Origin of the sequence: Streptomyces ovatisporus, from assembly GCF_042653885.1 — a bacterium.
Lineage (GTDB): Bacteria > Actinomycetota > Actinomycetes > Streptomycetales > Streptomycetaceae > Streptomyces > Streptomyces ovatisporus.
The window spans coordinates 214,992-230,946 of the sequence record NZ_JBHSFH010000015.1 but is presented as its reverse complement, the minus strand read 5'-3'; the positions used below and the strand labels follow the sequence as shown (position 1 = coordinate 230,946).

At 72.3% G+C, this 15,955-nt stretch carries 12 protein-coding genes; 10 read left to right on the top strand and 2 right to left on the bottom strand.

Annotation, left to right across the window (positions count from 1 at the left end; translation table 11 throughout):
* Positions 1-108 precede the first annotated feature (108 nt).
* Together ACFPA8_RS25065 and ACFPA8_RS25060 are read left to right on the top strand one after the other, a co-directional pair.
* Positions 109-924, top strand: a complete 816-nt coding sequence (locus ACFPA8_RS25065) for an AfsR/SARP family transcriptional regulator (protein ID WP_386452082.1) — start codon at positions 109-111, stop codon at positions 922-924.
* 105 nt (positions 925-1,029) lie between these two features.
* Positions 1,030-1,818, top strand: coding sequence for a thioesterase II family protein (locus tag ACFPA8_RS25060; protein WP_386452080.1), 789 nt, complete (start codon positions 1,030-1,032; stop codon positions 1,816-1,818).
* Positions 1,819-2,004: 186 nt separating this feature from the next.
* On the opposite strand, the gene ACFPA8_RS25055 is transcribed toward ACFPA8_RS25060, so the two are convergent.
* The gene (locus tag ACFPA8_RS25055) at positions 2,005-3,567 is read right to left on the bottom strand and encodes an MFS transporter (protein WP_386452078.1); all 1,563 of its coding nucleotides are present in this window, start codon (positions 3,565-3,567) and stop codon (positions 2,005-2,007) included.
* A 240-nt stretch (positions 3,568-3,807) separates the two neighbouring features.
* On the opposite strand from ACFPA8_RS25055, the gene ACFPA8_RS25050 reads away from it, so the two are divergent.
* From ACFPA8_RS25050 to ACFPA8_RS25020, 7 genes are all read left to right on the top strand, one after another.
* On the top strand, positions 3,808-4,893 hold the full coding sequence (locus ACFPA8_RS25050; RefSeq protein WP_386452077.1) for a ketoacyl-ACP synthase III family protein: 1,086 nt from the start codon (positions 3,808-3,810) through the stop codon (positions 4,891-4,893).
* A complete protein-coding gene (locus ACFPA8_RS25045; RefSeq protein WP_386452076.1) occupies positions 4,890-6,449 on the top strand; it encodes a class I adenylate-forming enzyme family protein in 1,560 nt (519 codons plus the stop codon). Before ACFPA8_RS25050 ends, ACFPA8_RS25045 begins: the two co-directional genes overlap by 4 nt.
* Complete coding sequence (locus ACFPA8_RS25040; RefSeq protein ID WP_386452074.1) at positions 6,439-7,731, top strand: type III PLP-dependent enzyme domain-containing protein; 1,293 nt, start codon at positions 6,439-6,441, stop codon at positions 7,729-7,731. The genes ACFPA8_RS25045 and ACFPA8_RS25040 overlap by 11 nt, the downstream gene beginning before the upstream one ends.
* Complete coding sequence (locus tag ACFPA8_RS25035) at positions 7,728-8,000, top strand: acyl carrier protein (RefSeq protein WP_386452072.1); 273 nt, start codon at positions 7,728-7,730, stop codon at positions 7,998-8,000. Before ACFPA8_RS25040 ends, ACFPA8_RS25035 begins: the two co-directional genes overlap by 4 nt.
* Positions 8,001-8,285: 285 nt before the next feature.
* A complete protein-coding gene (locus ACFPA8_RS25030; protein ID WP_386452070.1) occupies positions 8,286-10,526 on the top strand; it encodes an MMPL family transporter in 2,241 nt (746 codons plus the stop codon).
* Positions 10,527-10,676: 150 nt separating this feature from the next.
* Positions 10,677-11,915 carry a cytochrome P450 gene (locus ACFPA8_RS25025; protein ID WP_386452068.1) on the top strand — a complete coding sequence of 413 codons (1,239 nt, stop codon included), beginning with the start codon at positions 10,677-10,679 and terminating at the stop codon, positions 11,913-11,915.
* Positions 11,916-11,970: 55 nt separating this feature from the next.
* On the top strand, positions 11,971-12,405 hold the full coding sequence (locus ACFPA8_RS25020; RefSeq protein WP_386452066.1) for a DUF4260 family protein: 435 nt from the start codon (positions 11,971-11,973) through the stop codon (positions 12,403-12,405).
* Between the two features lie 128 nt (positions 12,406-12,533).
* Here the strand turns inward: ACFPA8_RS25020 and ACFPA8_RS25015 are convergent, their stop codons facing one another.
* Positions 12,534-13,793 carry an FAD-dependent oxidoreductase gene (locus ACFPA8_RS25015; protein WP_386452064.1) on the bottom strand — a complete coding sequence of 420 codons (1,260 nt, stop codon included), beginning with the start codon at positions 13,791-13,793 and terminating at the stop codon, positions 12,534-12,536.
* 200 nt (positions 13,794-13,993) lie between these two features.
* On the opposite strand from ACFPA8_RS25015, the gene ACFPA8_RS25010 reads away from it, so the two are divergent.
* Positions 13,994-15,931 (top strand): HAD-IIIC family phosphatase, encoded by a 1,938-nt coding sequence (locus ACFPA8_RS25010; protein ID WP_386452062.1) that lies wholly within the window; start codon positions 13,994-13,996, stop codon positions 15,929-15,931.
* The last annotated feature ends 24 nt before the right edge of the window (positions 15,932-15,955 follow it).

Genomic DNA, 15,955 nt, shown 5'->3' with positions numbered 1-15,955 from the left:
CCCCCGGAACCTCCCTGGTTCACGCCACTCTCATGCATCGCTAACTGTCGGCTGAAACCGGTTCCTGCCACTGTCGCCGTTAGACAAGTGGAAGAGAGCGGGGGAGAGATGGACATCGGAATTCTCGGGCCCCTCGTCGTGCGGGTGGACGGCACTTCCGTGGTCCCCAGCGCGGCCAAGCCCCGGCAGGTCCTGGCACTGCTCGCGGCAAACGCCGGGCAGCAGATGAGCACGGCGACGATCGCGCAGGAGCTGTGGGGGAGCAGTCCGCCCACGAATCCCTCAGGCGTCGTGCAGACCTACATCAAACAGCTGCGCCGCGCGATTTCAGCCGCCCTCGGCCCGGTCCCGCAGGAACAGGCAGCCGGACGTTCCGCGAAGGACGTGCTCCGCCGCGGCCACCACGGCTACATGCTCGACATGCCCGGCACGACCACCGACGCCCACGAGTTCGACCGGCTCGCCACCCGCGGTCTGCGCTCCCTCGTCGAGGGCGACGGCGAGGAGGCGTCCCGTTCGCTGGAACGGGCGCTGGGCCTGTGGCGCGGCCCGGCCCTCGCCGACGTACGGACCGGCTCCGGCCTCGAAGTGGAGGCGCAGTGCCTCGAAGAGGCGCGGCGTGCGGCGCTGGACGGACGGATCACGGCGGACCTGCAGCTGGGCCGGCACGCCCAGCTGATCGGTGAACTGACGATGCTGACCGCGCGGTTCCCGCTCCAGGAGAGCCTCCACGCCCAGCTGATGGTGGCGCTCTACCGCTGCGGACGCTCCTCACAGGCCCTGCACGTGTACCGGCGGATGCGCGCCGAGTACGTGGAGGAGCTGGGCATCGAACCCTCGCACCGGCTGCAGAGGCTGCACAGGGCGGTGCTGGACGCCGACCCGATGCTGGACTCTCCGGTGCCGAGTTTGGCCGCCTTTTAGCGGACCACGGCAGGGTGGGAGGCGTCGGCCGGGACGGCCGCTGTTTCCCGATGCCCACTCGTCCCGGCCGGCGCACCGGTGACGGACGAGCCCGAGGTGGAGCCCATGACCCGCTACCTGCCCCGACGACCCGAGGACGGCGCGGCACGAGACGGCATCCGGCTGCTGTGCTTCCCGTACGCGGGCGGCGGTGCCTCCGCGTACGGGCGCTGGCAGCGGGGACTCGACGCGCACGGCGCCGGTGTGCACGTGCTGCCCGTTCAGCTCCCGGGGCGCGAAGGCCGCGTCAACGAGGAGCGGTTCACCGCTCTCAAAGCGCTCGTCGACGACCTCGACGAGCAGCTCGACGACGAACTGTCCCGGCCGCACGTCTTCTACGGGCACAGCATGGGTGCGCTCATCGCCTTCACGCTGACCCTGCGCAGGCAGCAGCGCGGCGCGCCGCTGCCGCTCGCCCTCGTCCTCGGCGCGTACCGGGCACCTCATCTGCCCGCGCCCTCGGTGATCGAACCGGAGGCCGACGACGAGCAGTTGACGCGGCGTCTCGCCGAACTCGGGGGTATCCCAAAGGCGTTGCTGAAGTACCCGGACTTCCTCAGGGCGATGCTGCCCGTGGCGCGGGACGACCTGCTGATGTGCCGGGACAGCGAGGCGACCGGCCACGACCAGCTCCTCCAGGTGCCGCTGCACCTCTTCGCGGGGCGGCGGGACCGGCTCGTGTCCGTACCGGAGGTGGCTGCCTGGCGGCTGCACGCGGGCAGGGGGAGCGAACTGCGGACGATGCCCGGCGGGCACTTCTTCCTGCGGGACGACGAGCCGCTGTTCCTGGGGGAGTTGAGCGCCGTGCTGCGCAGGTACGCGCAGAGCGTCGCCTGCGCGGGGGCGCCCGTCTGAACGGTGGCGGGGCCGTTCCGGAGCCCTGACCCGGCACCGTCCGAGGGCACCCGGTCCGCCTGACCTTTCGTCCGGCTGACCCGGTCCGGACTCCGTCCGGCCGAGCCGGTCCGGCTCAACCGCCGTCCGCCGGGACCCTCTTCGCGTCGGGCCTGCGAGGGGACCGTCACACGGAGCCCTCGCAGGTCACGCGTCGGACAGGCTCCGCAGGGCGGGCACCGGCTCGTGCTGTTCCCCGCTCCAGGCCGTCGGGCCGATGGACCGCTGCCTGGGCCGCCGGTGCTTGCCGGGGGTCCGGGGACCCTGTACGAGGCGGTGTCTGCCCACGGGGCTGGAGCCCGGAAGCAGCACGGCGGCCACCGCCGCTCCCGCCGCGACCACGGTGGCCGCGACGAGGAATCCCGAGGAGGCGGCGTCCATGAAGGACCGGCGGGCCTCCTCCGACGCCGGCGGGCCCGAGGTCTGGGCGCCGTACTGCCGGGCCAGGACGGTGCCGACCACGGCGACCCCCAGGGCGTTGCCCAGTTCCTGCATGGTGTCGTTGAGGGCGGCGGCGTTCCCGGATCGCTCCGGCGGCACGAGCGTCATCACGGTGTCCGTGACGGGCGTCAGCGCGAGGCCGATGCCGAAGCCGCTGAGCAACAGCCCCGCCACGACGGGCAGATAGCCGTCCGAGAACTGACTAAGGGTCAGCATGCCGGCAGCGGCGCACACCAGCCCGCAGGCCACGCCTCCGTCCGTGCCCGCGAGGCGGGTGAGGGCCGTGGTGAGGGTGGAGCCGAGACCGACGCCCACTGCGAGCGGTGCGACGGCCAGTCCTGCCGCCAACGGGCTGTAGCCCAGGGCGAACTGGAGCTGCTGCGTCAGTACGAAGAGGGTGCCGGCGAGACCGAGGAACAGCAGCATGCTGCCCGCACTCGCACCGAGGAACGCGGGTGTCCGCAGCAGTGCGAAGTTGACCATCGGGAAGGGGTGCCTGCGCTCCCAGGTGACGAAGGCGACGGCGCAGACCGCGCACGCCGTCAGGGCGCCGAGCACCGGTGCGGACGTCCAGCCGCGGCCCGCGGCGTGGATCACTCCGTAGACCAGTGTCGTCATCGTCGCCGAACCCAGCAGCGCTCCGACGGGGTCGGCGGGACGCGGCACCTTCTCGGCCGACTCCGGCAGGAGCCACATGCCCGCCACGAGGACCACGAGCACGGGCGGCAGATTGACCAGGAAGATCGAGCCCCACCAGAAGTGGTCGACCAGCACGCCGCCGATCACGGGCCCGGCGGCCACGCCGAGAGCGGAGGAGCTGCCCCACACGGCGATGGCCCGGGGGCGTTCGTGGGCGGGGAAGACGTCGACGAGGATGGCGAGGGTCCCGGGCATCACGAACGCCGCGGCCAGCCCCAGCACGCCCCGCGCCAGGATGAGTTGAACGGTCCCGTCGGCGGTGAGCGCCAGCAGTGAACCCACCCCGAAGCCGCACGCGCCGAGCAGCGTCGCACGCTTGCGGCCGTACCGGTCGGAGAGCGTCCCCGCTGTCAGCAGGGCCGCCGCGAAGACGACCGCGTAGCCGTCGACGATCCACTGCGTCGCGCCGATGCCGGTGCCGAGCTCCTGCATGATCTTCGGGATGGCGACGTTGAGCAGGCCGTTGTTGAGGATGATCACGAACAGGGCCAGGGAGAGCACCCCGAGGATCCACCAGCGTCTCGGGTCGGCCTCTCCGGCTGCCTCCTGCTTCTGCATCGACGTCCGCATCGACAGGTTCCCTCCACCGCTCGGCGTCACCTCGTCGCCGAGGCCGTGTGCGCGTCCGCCGCGTCATGGTGGGCGCCGGTGCTGAAGTCCCGCTTGCGGCTCGCCCCGCAGCCCGTCAGGCCGCGTCTTTAGCCAGGCCAAAGCCGCGGCGCGGAACATTCCCCGGGTGGTTCCCAGGTGCAGTCGTGCGCAGATCCGACTCGTACCGGCCGACGGAGCCCTCGACGAAATGGGAGGAACATGCGCTGGGAAGGCGTTTACGTGGCGGGCACGGGAGCTCGGCTTCCCGAGCCGGTCCCGGCCCGGGAAGCCGTGGAGGCCGGCCTGTACGACCCGGAGCAGGCGGCCGCGGACGACCTGGTCTCGGTGCGGGTGGCGAGTGAGGACACGGCACCGCCGGACATGGCCGTGGAGGCCGCGACCACCGCACTCAAGCGTTCCGGACTGGACGCCGAGGACGTGGAACTGCTGGTGCACACCTGCATCTGGTTCCAGGGCGTCGAGATGTGGCCGGCGGCGTCGTACGTCGCCGGGCACGCCCTCGGCCGGCACGTCCCGGCCTTCGGGATGCGGCAGGAGTGCAACGCGTGCCTCGGCGCGCTCGAACTGGCCGCGCGCCACGTGCAGTCGGGCCCCGCGGGCGCGGCGGCGATGGTGACCTCGGCCGACCGGTTCGGCGAGCCGCAGATCCAGCGCTGGAGCAGCGAACCGGGCTTCGTCTACGGGGACGGCGCCACCGCTCTGCTCCTGTCCCGGCGTGGCGGGTTCGCCCGGCTGCTGTCCACGGTCACAGGCGCCGACAACTCTCTCGAGGCCGTGCTGCGCGGAACGGGCTTCCAGCCGCGTCCGACCGAGGAGCCCCTCGATCTGCCGGGCCGTGTCGAGCACTTCGTCAGGACGAGCAGCGGCGGGTTCCGGACGGCGACCGAGCGGGTCACCGCCGTCGTGCGCGATGTCGTGGCCACGGTGCTGGACGAGGCGGGCACCGGAATGGACGGCATCGCGCGGATCGTGGTGCCCGCGAGCGGCCGCAGCCGGATGGACTGGCAGGTGCGGCAGATGCTCGGTGTTCCGCTGGAGAAGTCGACGTGGGACTTCGCACGCCGGGCCGGACACCTCGGCGCGGGCGACCAGTTCGCCGGATTCAACGACCTCGTCGAGACGGGCCAGGTGCGTGCGGGCGACAAGGTGCTGCTCGTGGGCGGCGGTTCGGGCTTCAGCTGCACCTGCGCCGTCGTGGAGATGACGGAGGATCCGCAGTGGGCGGCGGCCGGCGGGGCGACGGACCGGGACGCGACGGACGGGAACGCGGGGGTGGCGGCGTGAGCACCGCAGCCGATGTGCCGGCCTTCGAGACCTCCCGCCCGTCCGGCGTGGTCGAGAACGCCGTCGACGCGATCCTCTCCCGACCGGTGGCCGCGTGCCCCGCGGCACCCGCCGTACGCGACCGCGACGGTGTGTGGACGTACGCCGAACTCGACGCGGCAGCACGCGACTTCGCCGCACGGCTCGACGCGCTCGGCGTCCGCCCGGGCGACCGGGTGCTCGTACGGGCGGGCAACGTACGGCAGTTCACCGCGATGCTGTACGGAACGTGGCGGCACGGAGCCGTCTTCGTGCCGATCGGCCTCGCGATGCGCACCTTCCATCTGCGCTCCGTGATCGCCGACGCCGAGCCGGCGCTGATCGTGGCGACCGCCGCCGAGCGTGACGGCGTCGAGGACTTCGCCTGGCCCGGGGGAATCCCCGTCCAGATCGTCGAGGAACTCGGCCTCTCGACCGCGCCCGCCGGGGACGCTCCCGCTGACGGACCGGCGGGCACGGTCCCCGCCGACCGGCTCGCCCTGCTGATCTACACCTCCGGAAGTACCGCCACGCCCAAGGGAGTCGCCTGCCCGCACGCCCAAGTGGCGTTCGCCGCCCGCGCGGTGGCCGAACGGCTGGAGTACCGCGCGGACGACGTCGTACTGACCGCCGTCCCGCTGTCCTTCGACTACGGCCTCTACCAGGTGCTGCTGTGTGCACTGGCGGGTGCGGAACTGCTGCTCTCCGACGCCGACGGGCACGCCCGGCTGCTCGGCTACGCACGCGACAACAACGCGACCGTGGTGCCGCTGGTGCCCTCGCTGGGGGAGATGCTCGTCCGTCTCGCCGCCCGCGACCCGCGGCCCACCGGTGTGCGCCTGTTCACCAACACCGGTGCGGCGCTCAACCCGCCGCTCATCGCCTCGCTGCGGGAACGCTTCCCCGGCGCGCGGGTGGCACCGATGTACGGCACGACCGAGTGCAAGCGCATCACCATCCTGGAGCCCGACGGCGACCTGGACAGGCCCGGCTCCGTAGGGCCCGCGCTGACCGGTACCGAGGTGCTGATCCTCGACGGGGACGGCGAGCCGGTACCGGCCCTGGACGTCGGTGAGATCGCCGTGCGCGGCCCGCACGTCATGGCCGGCTACTGGCGGGCCCCGGAACCCACGGCGCAGCGCTTCCGCACCGGCGAGGACGGGACCGTCACCCTGCACACCGGCGACTACGGCTGGCTGGACGCCGACGGGCACCTGTACTTCCAGGGACGCCGCGACGACCTGTTCAAGCGGCGCGGCATGCGGATGAGCGCCGTGGAGATCGAGGCCGCCGTCCTCGACATCGAAGGGGTCCGGGAGGCGGCTCTGCTCGTACCCGAGGACGGCCGCGACATGGTCCTCTTCGCCGTGGGCGAGGTCACCGTCGAGGAGGTGCTGGTCGGGCTGGCGGAGCGCGTCGAACAGGCGAAGGTGCCGGACGTGTGCCACATGCTGCCGGCCCTTCCGCTCACGCCCAACGGCAAGACCGACCGCAAGCTGCTCAAGGCGTATCTGAAGGAGGCCGTCGGTGGCCGCTGAGCACTCCGGACTCCCCGCGGCGGCGGCGGAGGAACTCGTCGCCCGCTACGGCAGTCCGCTCTACGTCTACGACCTGGCCAGGGTGCGGGGGGCGTACGCGGATCTCACCGCGGCGCTGCCGTCGCCCAGCCGCCTCTACTACTCCCTGAAGGCCAATCCGCACCCCGACCTGGTGGCCGAACTGCGCCGCTGCGGGGCCCGCGCCGAGGTGACCTCGCGCGGCGAGCTGGCCTCGGCGCTGCAGGCGGGATGCCGCGCGGGTGAACTGCTCTACTCCGGGCCGGGGAAGACGCCGGGCGAACTGGCCGAAGCCCTCCGCCGGGGCGTGCGGTCCTACTCGGCCGAGTCCTTCGGAGACCTGGAGCGCATCGGCGCCGCCGCGAGCGCCCACGGTGTGACCGCTGACTGCGTGCTGCGGATCAACGCGGCCGGTGCCCCCGGCAGCGCGGGCCTGCGGATGACGGGCAGCGCCTCGCAGTTCGGCTTCGACCTGGACACGCTGCTGGCCGCGCCGGAGCGCCTGAAGGTGCCGGGGACACGCACGGTCGGGCTGCACTTCTTCCCGCTGACCAACGCCCGCGACGAGGAGAGCCTCCGCGCCGAGCTGGTGCAGAGCATCCGGACCGCCGCACAGCTGCGCTCCTCGCTGGGGATCGAGCTGCGGCTCGTCGACCTCGGCGGGGGGTTCGCCGCACCGTACGCGGTGCCCGGGGAGCGGCCCCGCTACACGGAGTTGCGGGACGCGGTGAGCGAGGCCCTCGACGAGTGGCTGCCCGGCTGGCGGGAGGGCGCGCCGGTCGTCGCGTTCGAGTCGGGACGTCATCTGGTGGGCGACAGCGGCCAGTTGCTGTGCACCGTCACCGACGTCAAGGACAGCCGGGGCACCCCGTACGCGGTCCTCGACTCCGGCATCAACCATCTGGGCGGACTCTCCGGGCTGGGGCGTCTGCTGCCGATGGCCGCGCGGCCCGTACGTCCGAGTGAGGACCCCGGGCCCGAAGCCGTGCGCGCCACGCTGGCGGGCCCGCTGTGCACCCCGGCGGACGTGCTGGGACGCGGGGTCGAGCTGCCGGGGCTGGCGGCCGGAGAGCTGATCACCTTCCCGAACGTGGGCGCGTACGGCCTGACGGCCAGCCTCCTGGGCTTCCTCGGGCATCCCGCGCCCGCCGAAGTCGTCATGGACGGCGGCGAAGTCGTCACCGCCACCCGGCTCGCGCTGCACCGGGAAGCGGCCGGAGCACCGGCCACCACACACCGCCCTCAAGGAGCTGAGCTGACATGACCGAACGCTGCTGGGACGCGTCCTACGAGAAACTGCTGAGAGGGGCGCTGCCCCGGCTGGCGGAGAAGGAGACCGTCTCGCCGGACACGAGCCTGAAGTCCGTGGGACTCGACTCCCTCGCCATGGTCGAAGTGCTCGCCCTGGTCGAGAACGAGTACGGGATCACCATCCCCGACGAGGAGTTGAGCGCCGGAGTCTTCGACACCCCCGGCACCCTGTGGACCCTGGTCTCGGCACTGCGTGAACAGCGCGCGCCGGGCGGGGCCTGATCCGGGGAGCCGGGGACGGCAGGCGGGCCGCGGGGCCGCAGCGCCGGGATGCCTGCGCTGCGGCCCCGCCGCGTCCCGCACCCGGACCGCACCGGGCCCCCGCGACGGGCCCCCGCACCGGGCCCCGCGACGGGCCTGTGCGGGAGGCCGTCCGGGGGATCTGTCCGACGGGCCGGTCCGGGGGCGGGCCGGAGGGCCGGGAGCGCCGGCCGGTCCCGCCGCGCTACAGCGGGGCTAAAGCACCCTCCGCGAGATTCGGCGCAACGACGGAAGGTGTGACTCTCCATGTTCTCTGCCCTGGGCTCCGTACTGCACGCGCGTCGGCGCGTCAGCCTGCTGCTGGCGGTGCTGGCCGCCCTCGTGGCCGGCTACTTCGGCGGCAGCGTGGAGAGCAGACTGACCAACGGCCTCTCGGACTACGACGATCCGCACGGTCCCAACGTCGCCGCCCGCGAAGTCATCGAGTCGGCCACGGGCATCGACGCCCAGCAGGGCTACGCCCTCCTCGTCCGCACGGACGCGCCGCTGTCGGCCGAGGACGCACGCCCCCGGGCCGTGACCGCGGCAGCGCGGCTGCTGCGCGAGCGGCCCGAGGTGAAGAAGGTCGTCGACTACTCCTCCGCCGGCGACGCGGCACTGATCTCCGAGGACGCGCGCAGCACGGTCGTCATGGGCGCGGTGCGGCCCATGACCGACGCCGCGACCGTCGACGCGGAGAAGGAGCTGCAGCAGGCGATCAAGGACGATCCCGTGCTGCGCGGCAAGGTATGGCTGGGTGGTCCCACCCCCGGGCACGTACAGGTCGCCGAGGTCTCCAACGAGGACCTCGCCATGGCGGAGGGGCTCGCCTTCCCGGTGATCCTCGTGCTGCTCTTCCTCGTCTTCCGCGGAGTCGTCGCGGCCCTCGTCCCGCTGCTCGGCTCCGTGGTGTCCCTGCTGCTCACCCTCGCAGGGCTCCGGCTGGCCACCGGCTTCATGGACGTCTCGACAGGAGCGCTCAGTCTCGCCTTCGCCCTCGGACTCGGCCTGTCCGTCGACTTCGGGCTGCTCATCGTCTCCCGCTACCGCGAGGAGATCGCCGAACGCGGCCCGGGAGCGGAGGCCGTACGCCGTACCGTCGCCACGGCTGGACGCACGGTGCTCTTCAGCGCTCTCACCGTCGCCGCGGCGCTCGCGGCGCTGATGGTATTCCCCCAGCCCTATCTGCGTTCGATGGGCCTGGCGGGCGTCATCACGGTGATCTCCGCAGCGGTGTTCGCGCTGCTGGGGCTCCCCGCGCTGCTGGCGGTGCTCGGCCGCAGGATCGACTCCCTCGCTCCCCGGCGCTGGCAGCGCACCGCCGGCGCGGGAGAGGCGGCCGGGGACCGCTGGCACCGGATCGCCTCCGCGGTGATGCGCCGCCCGGCGGTCCTCGCCGTCGTCGCGACGGCGGTGCTGCTGGCGATCGCCTCCCCGGTGGCCGGGGCGCGCTTCACCGGAGCCGACGCCGGCATGCTCCCGGCGGGCACAAGTGCCGGTCACACGGCGGCAGTTCTCGAGCGGGACTTCGAAGAGCCCACCACGTCCCCGCTGCAGATCGTTCTGGACACCCCGCGCGACGGCTCCGAACTCGCCGCCTACCGCGACGAGATCGCGGACGTACCCGGCGTGCGCGATGTGGGCAGGCCCTTCCGGCTCGACGACGGCCACTGGGAGATCGACGCCGTACTCGCGGGAGCCCCCCTCGGCAACACCGCGCAGGACGCCGCCCGTTCCGTGCAGGACCTGGACGCCCCGCACCCGGCCCGCTACACGGGTCTGACCGCGGACCTCCTCGCCCAGCAGGACTCCATCAAGGACCGGCTGCCCCTGGCCGTCGGCGTGCTGTCGCTGGTGACGCTGCTGCTTCTGTTCGCCTTCTCCGGCTCGGCCCTGCTGCCGTTCGCGGCGCTGCTGATGAACGTCCTCTCCACGGGCGCGGCCCTCGGCTTCCTGGTGTGGGTCTTCCAGGACGGCAATCTCGGCTTCGCCGCGCAGAGCGGCATCGAGACGACCACACCGGTGCTCGTCTTCGCGCTCGCCTTCGGACTGTCCACGGACTACAACGTCTTCCTCCTCGGACGGATCAAGGAGGCGAAGGCGTCGGGTCTCGGCGACCGTGCGGCGGTGGCCGACGGGCTCGCCCGTACGGGCCCGATCGTCACCTCCGCCGCGCTGCTGTTCTGCGTCGCCGTCGGCGCGCTCGCGCTGGGCCGGCTGGTCCTCGTCCAGGAGCTGGGTCTGGGGACTGCCTTCGCGGTGCTGATCGACGCGACCCTCGTACGCGCCCTGCTGGTGCCTTCCCTGATGGCGCTGCTGGGCCGCACCAACTGGTGGGCGCCCGCTCCACTGCGCAGGCTGCATCAGGCACTGCGCCTGGACCGGATGGAGCCGCCGGGGCGGCAACCGTCGGCGGGGGAGGTCACTCACGCCGACGGTGCCGCCGACCCCCTCGCGTCCGGGCGGAGCCCCCAGCCGGAGACAGCACCGGCAGGCACCTCCGCCTGACCGTCAGGGCCCCATGGCGAGCGGGCTCCCGGCACCCGGACCGAGCCCGCCCGCACCGCGTCGCGCGGCCCTTTCCACGCCCACTCCCACGCCCACTCCCACGTCCGAACGCCCACTTCCACCTCACGATCCCGCGTCAGGAGACCCTTCATGGCGACCGAGACCAGCACCGGAACCGGCGGCGGCGCCAGCGCCGAACCCGAGTACACCTACCCCTTCCACCGGCCCTCCGCGGTCGAAGTACCGCCGGTGTACGAGGAGTTGCGGGCCAAGTGCCCGGTGGCGCACGTCCGGCTGCCGAGCGGCGACGACGGCTACGTCGTCTCCCGCTACGACGACGTGCGGACCGTGCTGTCGGACCTGCGCTTCAGCCGGGCCGCGACCGTCGAGCCGGGTGCGCCGCAGCTGTCCAAGACCCCGCCGCTGGCGGGCGGCCTGTTCACCATGGACCCGCCGGAGCACACGCGGCTGCGCAAACTCGTCTCGCGGGAGTTCACGGCCCGCCGGGTGCACAACCTGCGTCCCCGTATCCAGGAGCTCACCGACGACCTGCTGGACAAGATGGAGAAGCTCTCCCCGCCGGCGGACCTGAACACCGAACTGGCCTTCCCGCTGCCGGTGATGGTGATCTGCGAGCTGCTGGGCGTGCCGTTCGAGGACCGTGACCGCTTCCGCGCCTGGTCCGACGCGTTCGTCTCGCTCACCTCCCACACGCCCGAAGAGTCCCTGGCGCAGCGCAAGTCCATGGTCGAGTACCTGGCCGCGCTGGTGCAGCGCAAGCGCGAGGAGCCCACCGACGACCTGCTCGGGGCGCTGGTCTCCGCGCACGACGAGCAGGGCAGCCTCAGCGAGCACGAGCTGATCACCATGGGCATCACGCTGCTGGTGGCCGGTCACGAGACCACCGTCAGCATGATCGGCACATGTGTGCTGACGCTGCTGCGTCACCCGGAGCACCTGGACGCGCTGCGGGAGAGCCCGGAGAAGATGGAACACGCGGTGGAGGAGCTGCTGCGGATGAACCCCATCGGCGACGGCGGTCCGCTGCGGGTCACCCTGGAGGACGTCGAGCTCGGGGGAACGGTCATCCCGAAGGGCAGCGCGGTGCTCGCGGCCATCTGCTCCGCCAACCGCGATCCCGAGCAGTTCACCGACGGCCCGGCGGACCGGTTCGACCCGGCCAGGCCCTCCGCGACGAGCCACGTGGCGCTGGGGCACGGTGCCCACTTCTGCCTCGGGGCGGCGCTGGCACGGGCCGAACTCCAGATCGTGCTGTCGTCGTTGCTCCGCCGCTTCCCCGACCTGCGTCTTGCCGAGGACGTCGCGAATCTGCGCATGTCCACAGGGATGATGGTGCACGGCCTGACGCGGCTGCCCGTCACCTGGTGATCCGGGCCACGACGCCGACGGCCCCCGTTCCGCCTGGAGTTGAGGAGAGAGAACCGTGACGAGCAGCGATTCCGGGAGCGGTTCCGGGAGCGGTACTTCCGAGCGTCCCGTCGCGTGGCCGGCCCGGCTGGCCTGGGCGGCCCTCGGTGCCTTCCTGCTGTTCTGGGCGGTGTTCGAGGGGGTCAAGCACGGCGGCTGGTCGATCCCGATGGCGGTGCTGGGGATCCTCGTCCCCGACCTGTCGTTCCTGCTGGGTGCGGGGAGCGGGCCGCGTGAACGGGGGCAGATGCCGCCCCGCATGGTCGGCGTCTACAACCTGCTGCACCGGCCGCTGATCCCACTGGTGCTGCTGGTGGCCCTGTCGTTCGCGCCCACGCCGAACACGACCGTCGCCGCGCCCTTCACCTTCGGGCTGGCCTGGCTCGGACACATCTGCGTCGACCGCGTCCTCGGACACGGGCTGCGCCGACCGGACGGCCGGCCCCGCTGACCGCGCAGGCCGGCTACCCCCCCCATGCCGGCCTGCGCTCCACCCGGGAGGGACGACGGCGGCCCGGGACCCCTGAGAAGGGTCCCGGGCCGCCGTCGCGTTCCGGCCGCGCCGCAGGGGGCGCCGTCTCACTGATGCGGGAGCGCCTCGGATCCGGACTGCTTGCGGGCGACGTGCGGCCCGGGCTTCTGCAGCTGGAAGTACGCCTGAGCCAGCACGCGCTGGGTGAGCGCCCTGCTGCGTCCGACCGTACGGTAGAGCGTCCGGCGGAAGAGGCCGCCGAGCGGCCCGTGCAGCGCGAACAGCCGCTCCTGGCGGAGCTGGAGGCCACGCGACCCCGCCACGGACGCTTCACGCATCTGCTGGAACTGCTCGCCCGCGCGCAGCAGCCGGTCCGCGCCGCCGCCGTCCGCCAGCGCCTCCTGCACCAGGGGTGCCAGTGTCACGGCGTCGATGATGGCGTGGTTGACGCCCTGCCCCAGGATGGGCGTCAGGGTGTGGGCCGCGTCGCCGACGAGCGTCAGACCGGGCACGGACCACTTCGGGACCAGCGTGGTGAAGATGTCCAGCATCGAGGTGTCCGACCAGCTGCGCACCTCCTGGCGTACGGCGTCGGAGAGTTCCGGCGCCAGCCGGTCCAGACGTTCGTAGAGTGCGGGGAGCCCCTGCGAACGCAGCTCCTTCAGGCCGCCCTTGGGGATGTTGAACCCCACCCGCACGCTGTCCGGCCGGGTCGGCAGGAACAGCGCGTGCTGGTCGCCCCGGATGCGGATGCGGTACGTACGGTCGTCCCACTCGGACGGGAAGGGCAGCTTCAGCCAGATCACGTCCCGCTCCAGGGGCACCCTGGTGCACGGCATCCCGGCCATCTCCCGCACCTTGCTGAAACGGCCGTCGGCGGCGACGGTCAGCGCCGCGCGCACGGTCACCGTGCCGTCGGGCGTGCGCGCCTCCACGCCCGTGACAGGGCCGTCCCCGTCGCGTACGAGGCCGATCGCGGTGGCACGGCGCAGGAGTGTGAACTCCTCGTGCTGTCCGCCCGCTTCGGCCAGCGCCGAGAGCAGGGCGGGCTGCGGCATCTCCACGGGATACGGGTGGGGGTAGGTGAAGTCGGCGAAGTCGGCCCGCAGCACGGTGCTGCCGGCGTCCTCGATCTCCATGTGGTGCATCTGCTGGTACTCGCCTTCGAGCCGCTTCAGCAGCCCCAGTTCGTCCAGCAGCCAGACGGAGTCGGGCGAGACCGACTCGCCGCGGAAGGACCGGTCGAAGTGCCTGCTCTGCTCCAGCACCACGACGGAGACCGAACGCTTGGCGAGTTCCACGGCGAGTGTCAGTCCGGCCGGGCCGCCTCCCACGACGCACACCTGTGCGGTCAGCTCTGTTGTCATCTCCGTGCTGCCTTTCAGGAAGGGGTCGGCCGATGCTCCGGCCCCTCCCTAAAGGAGTGCTTGCAGGGCAGGCGTGAGCGAGCACAAGGCCCACTTAAGAACGCCCGCGCACACTCGGCGCGACAGCCGTACCGGGCTGTGCGCGGCGGCCACGCGTGCCGGCGGCCGGACTCGGAACCAGTGACGCGAAGGAAGTGGCCGTGACAGCACCAGCAGCATCGGCGGAGCCCACGGCCACCGGGCGGAGGCCGCCCCTGGAGCGGCTGCGGGAGCTGCACGCGGCGGGCCTGCTCGCCGCCGAATACCCCTCTGTGGCGCCGCTCCTCGCCGAACTCGACCCGGGCGACGGCCGGTTCGCGGAACTGGCCCGTGCCGGGCGGCTGCTGGCCCAGGTGCCGCCGGAGCAGATCCTCGAACACCATCCCGACGTGAGATGCGTGACCGCGGCGGTCACCGGCTCCTCCACGGTCGATGCCCTCACCCCGGCCCTCACGGCTCAACTGGCCCGTCACGGCGTCCCGTTGCGCTGCCTTCCGGGCGAGTTCGGCACATGGCAGCGGGACCTGCGGGACACGGGCAGCCCCCTGTACGCGCCCGGCACCGACCTCGCGCTGTGCGTGCTCGACGCCGGGATCGTCTTCGGTGAACTCCCCTCCCGCTGGGGGGTGGAGGACGTCCACAAGACCGTCGAGGCGAAGCTCGAACTGCTGGACGGGCTGGCCGGGCGCTGGGCCGGAGAGGCTGCGGGCACGCTCGTACTCAACACACTGCCGCTGCTGCGCCACTACACGCACCAGCTCGTCGACCTCCGGTCCCGCACGGAACTGGCCGCGCTGTGGCGGGAGTTCAACGCCGGGATTCTCCGGCTCGCCCTCACGCACCAGCGCGTGCACGTCGTGGACATGGACGTACTGGCCGCGGAGGGAGGCCCCGTCCGCGACCCCCGGCTGGCCGCCTACGCCAAGGTCCACCTCGGCGAGGAACTGCTGGGCCGCTACGCCCGCGAAGCCGGCCACTGCGCCCGTACGCTGCTGGGCCGCACCAAGAAGGTGCTCGTCGTGGATCTGGACAACACCCTGTGGGACGGAGTGCTCGGCGACGACGGCGCCGAGGGCATCGCCGTCGCGGCGACCTACCGCGGCGAGGCGTTCGGCGCCTTCCAGCGGACCGTCCGGCAGCTCGGCTCGCAGGGCGTGCTGCTCGCGGTGTGCAGCAAGAACGACAGCGAACCCGTGCTCCAGGTGCTGCGGGACCACCCCGACATGGTGCTGCGCGAACAGGACTTCGTCCGCGTCAGCGCCAACTGGGAGCCCAAGGACGGGAATCTGCGGGAGATCGCCGAACGTCTGAACCTCGGGGCGGACAGCTTCGTCTTCGCCGACGACTCGCCCTTCGAGTGCGGTCTCGTCGCCTCCTCCCTTCCCGGGGTGGCGGTGGTGCGGCTGAACGAGGAGCCGGCTCTGCACATCGAACGTCTGCTGGCCGACGGCTGGTTCGACGTACGGGAACTGACGGCGGAGGACAGGGGGCGCACCGCGCAGTACCGCTCCGACGCCGAGCGCCGCACGCTGCTCGACAGTGCCGGGTCCATGGAGGACTACCTGCGGGACCTGGACGTGCGGGTCTCCGTGTCGCCTGCGTCCGGCCACGAACTGAACCGCGTGTCCCAGATGACCCTGCGCACCAACCAGTTCAACATGACCACGCAGCGGCTCCAGCCGGACGCCGTACGGGAGCAGGCGCACGACCCGGACCGTATGGTCCTCGCCGTCCGCTCGCAGGACCGTTTCGGGGACAACGGCGTCGTCGGTGCGCTGCTTGCCGCACGGCGGCAGGACGTACTGCACCTCGACAACATGCTGCTCAGCTGCCGCGTCTTCGCACGGGGCATCGAACAGGCCGCGCTGGGTGCTCTGCTGGCCCACGCGCAGCAGAGCGGCCTCAGCGGGGTGCAGGCCCGGTACCTGCCGACGGCCAAGAACCACCGCGTACGCGGCTTCTACCCCTCGATGGGATTCGCGGCGGTCCAGGAGTCGGAGACGGAGGTCCTCTTCCGCCACGACCTCTGCGAACTGCCCCCGCCCCCGGGCCACGTGACGCTCACCGCGTCCTTCGTGGAGGAGCGTCCCGGGGACTGACACCGGACACCGGACCGCCGACGT

Bases quoted from the DNA above. Each gene is read 5' to 3' on its own strand.
- ACFPA8_RS25065 (WP_386452082.1), top strand. From the start codon at position 109: ATGGACATCGGAATTCTCGGGCCCCTCGTCGTGCGGGTGGACGGCACT.
- ACFPA8_RS25060 (WP_386452080.1), top strand. From the start codon at position 1,030: ATGACCCGCTACCTGCCCCGACGACCCGAGGACGGCGCGGCACGAGAC.
- ACFPA8_RS25055 (WP_386452078.1), bottom strand. From the start codon at position 3,567: ATGCGGACGTCGATGCAGAAGCAGGAGGCAGCCGGAGAGGCCGACCCG.
- ACFPA8_RS25050 (WP_386452077.1), top strand. From the start codon at position 3,808: ATGCGCTGGGAAGGCGTTTACGTGGCGGGCACGGGAGCTCGGCTTCCC.
- ACFPA8_RS25035 (WP_386452072.1), top strand. From the start codon at position 7,728: ATGACCGAACGCTGCTGGGACGCGTCCTACGAGAAACTGCTGAGAGGG.
- ACFPA8_RS25030 (WP_386452070.1), top strand. From the start codon at position 8,286: ATGTTCTCTGCCCTGGGCTCCGTACTGCACGCGCGTCGGCGCGTCAGC.
- ACFPA8_RS25025 (WP_386452068.1), top strand. From the start codon at position 10,677: ATGGCGACCGAGACCAGCACCGGAACCGGCGGCGGCGCCAGCGCCGAA.
- ACFPA8_RS25015 (WP_386452064.1), bottom strand. From the start codon at position 13,793: ATGACAACAGAGCTGACCGCACAGGTGTGCGTCGTGGGAGGCGGCCCG.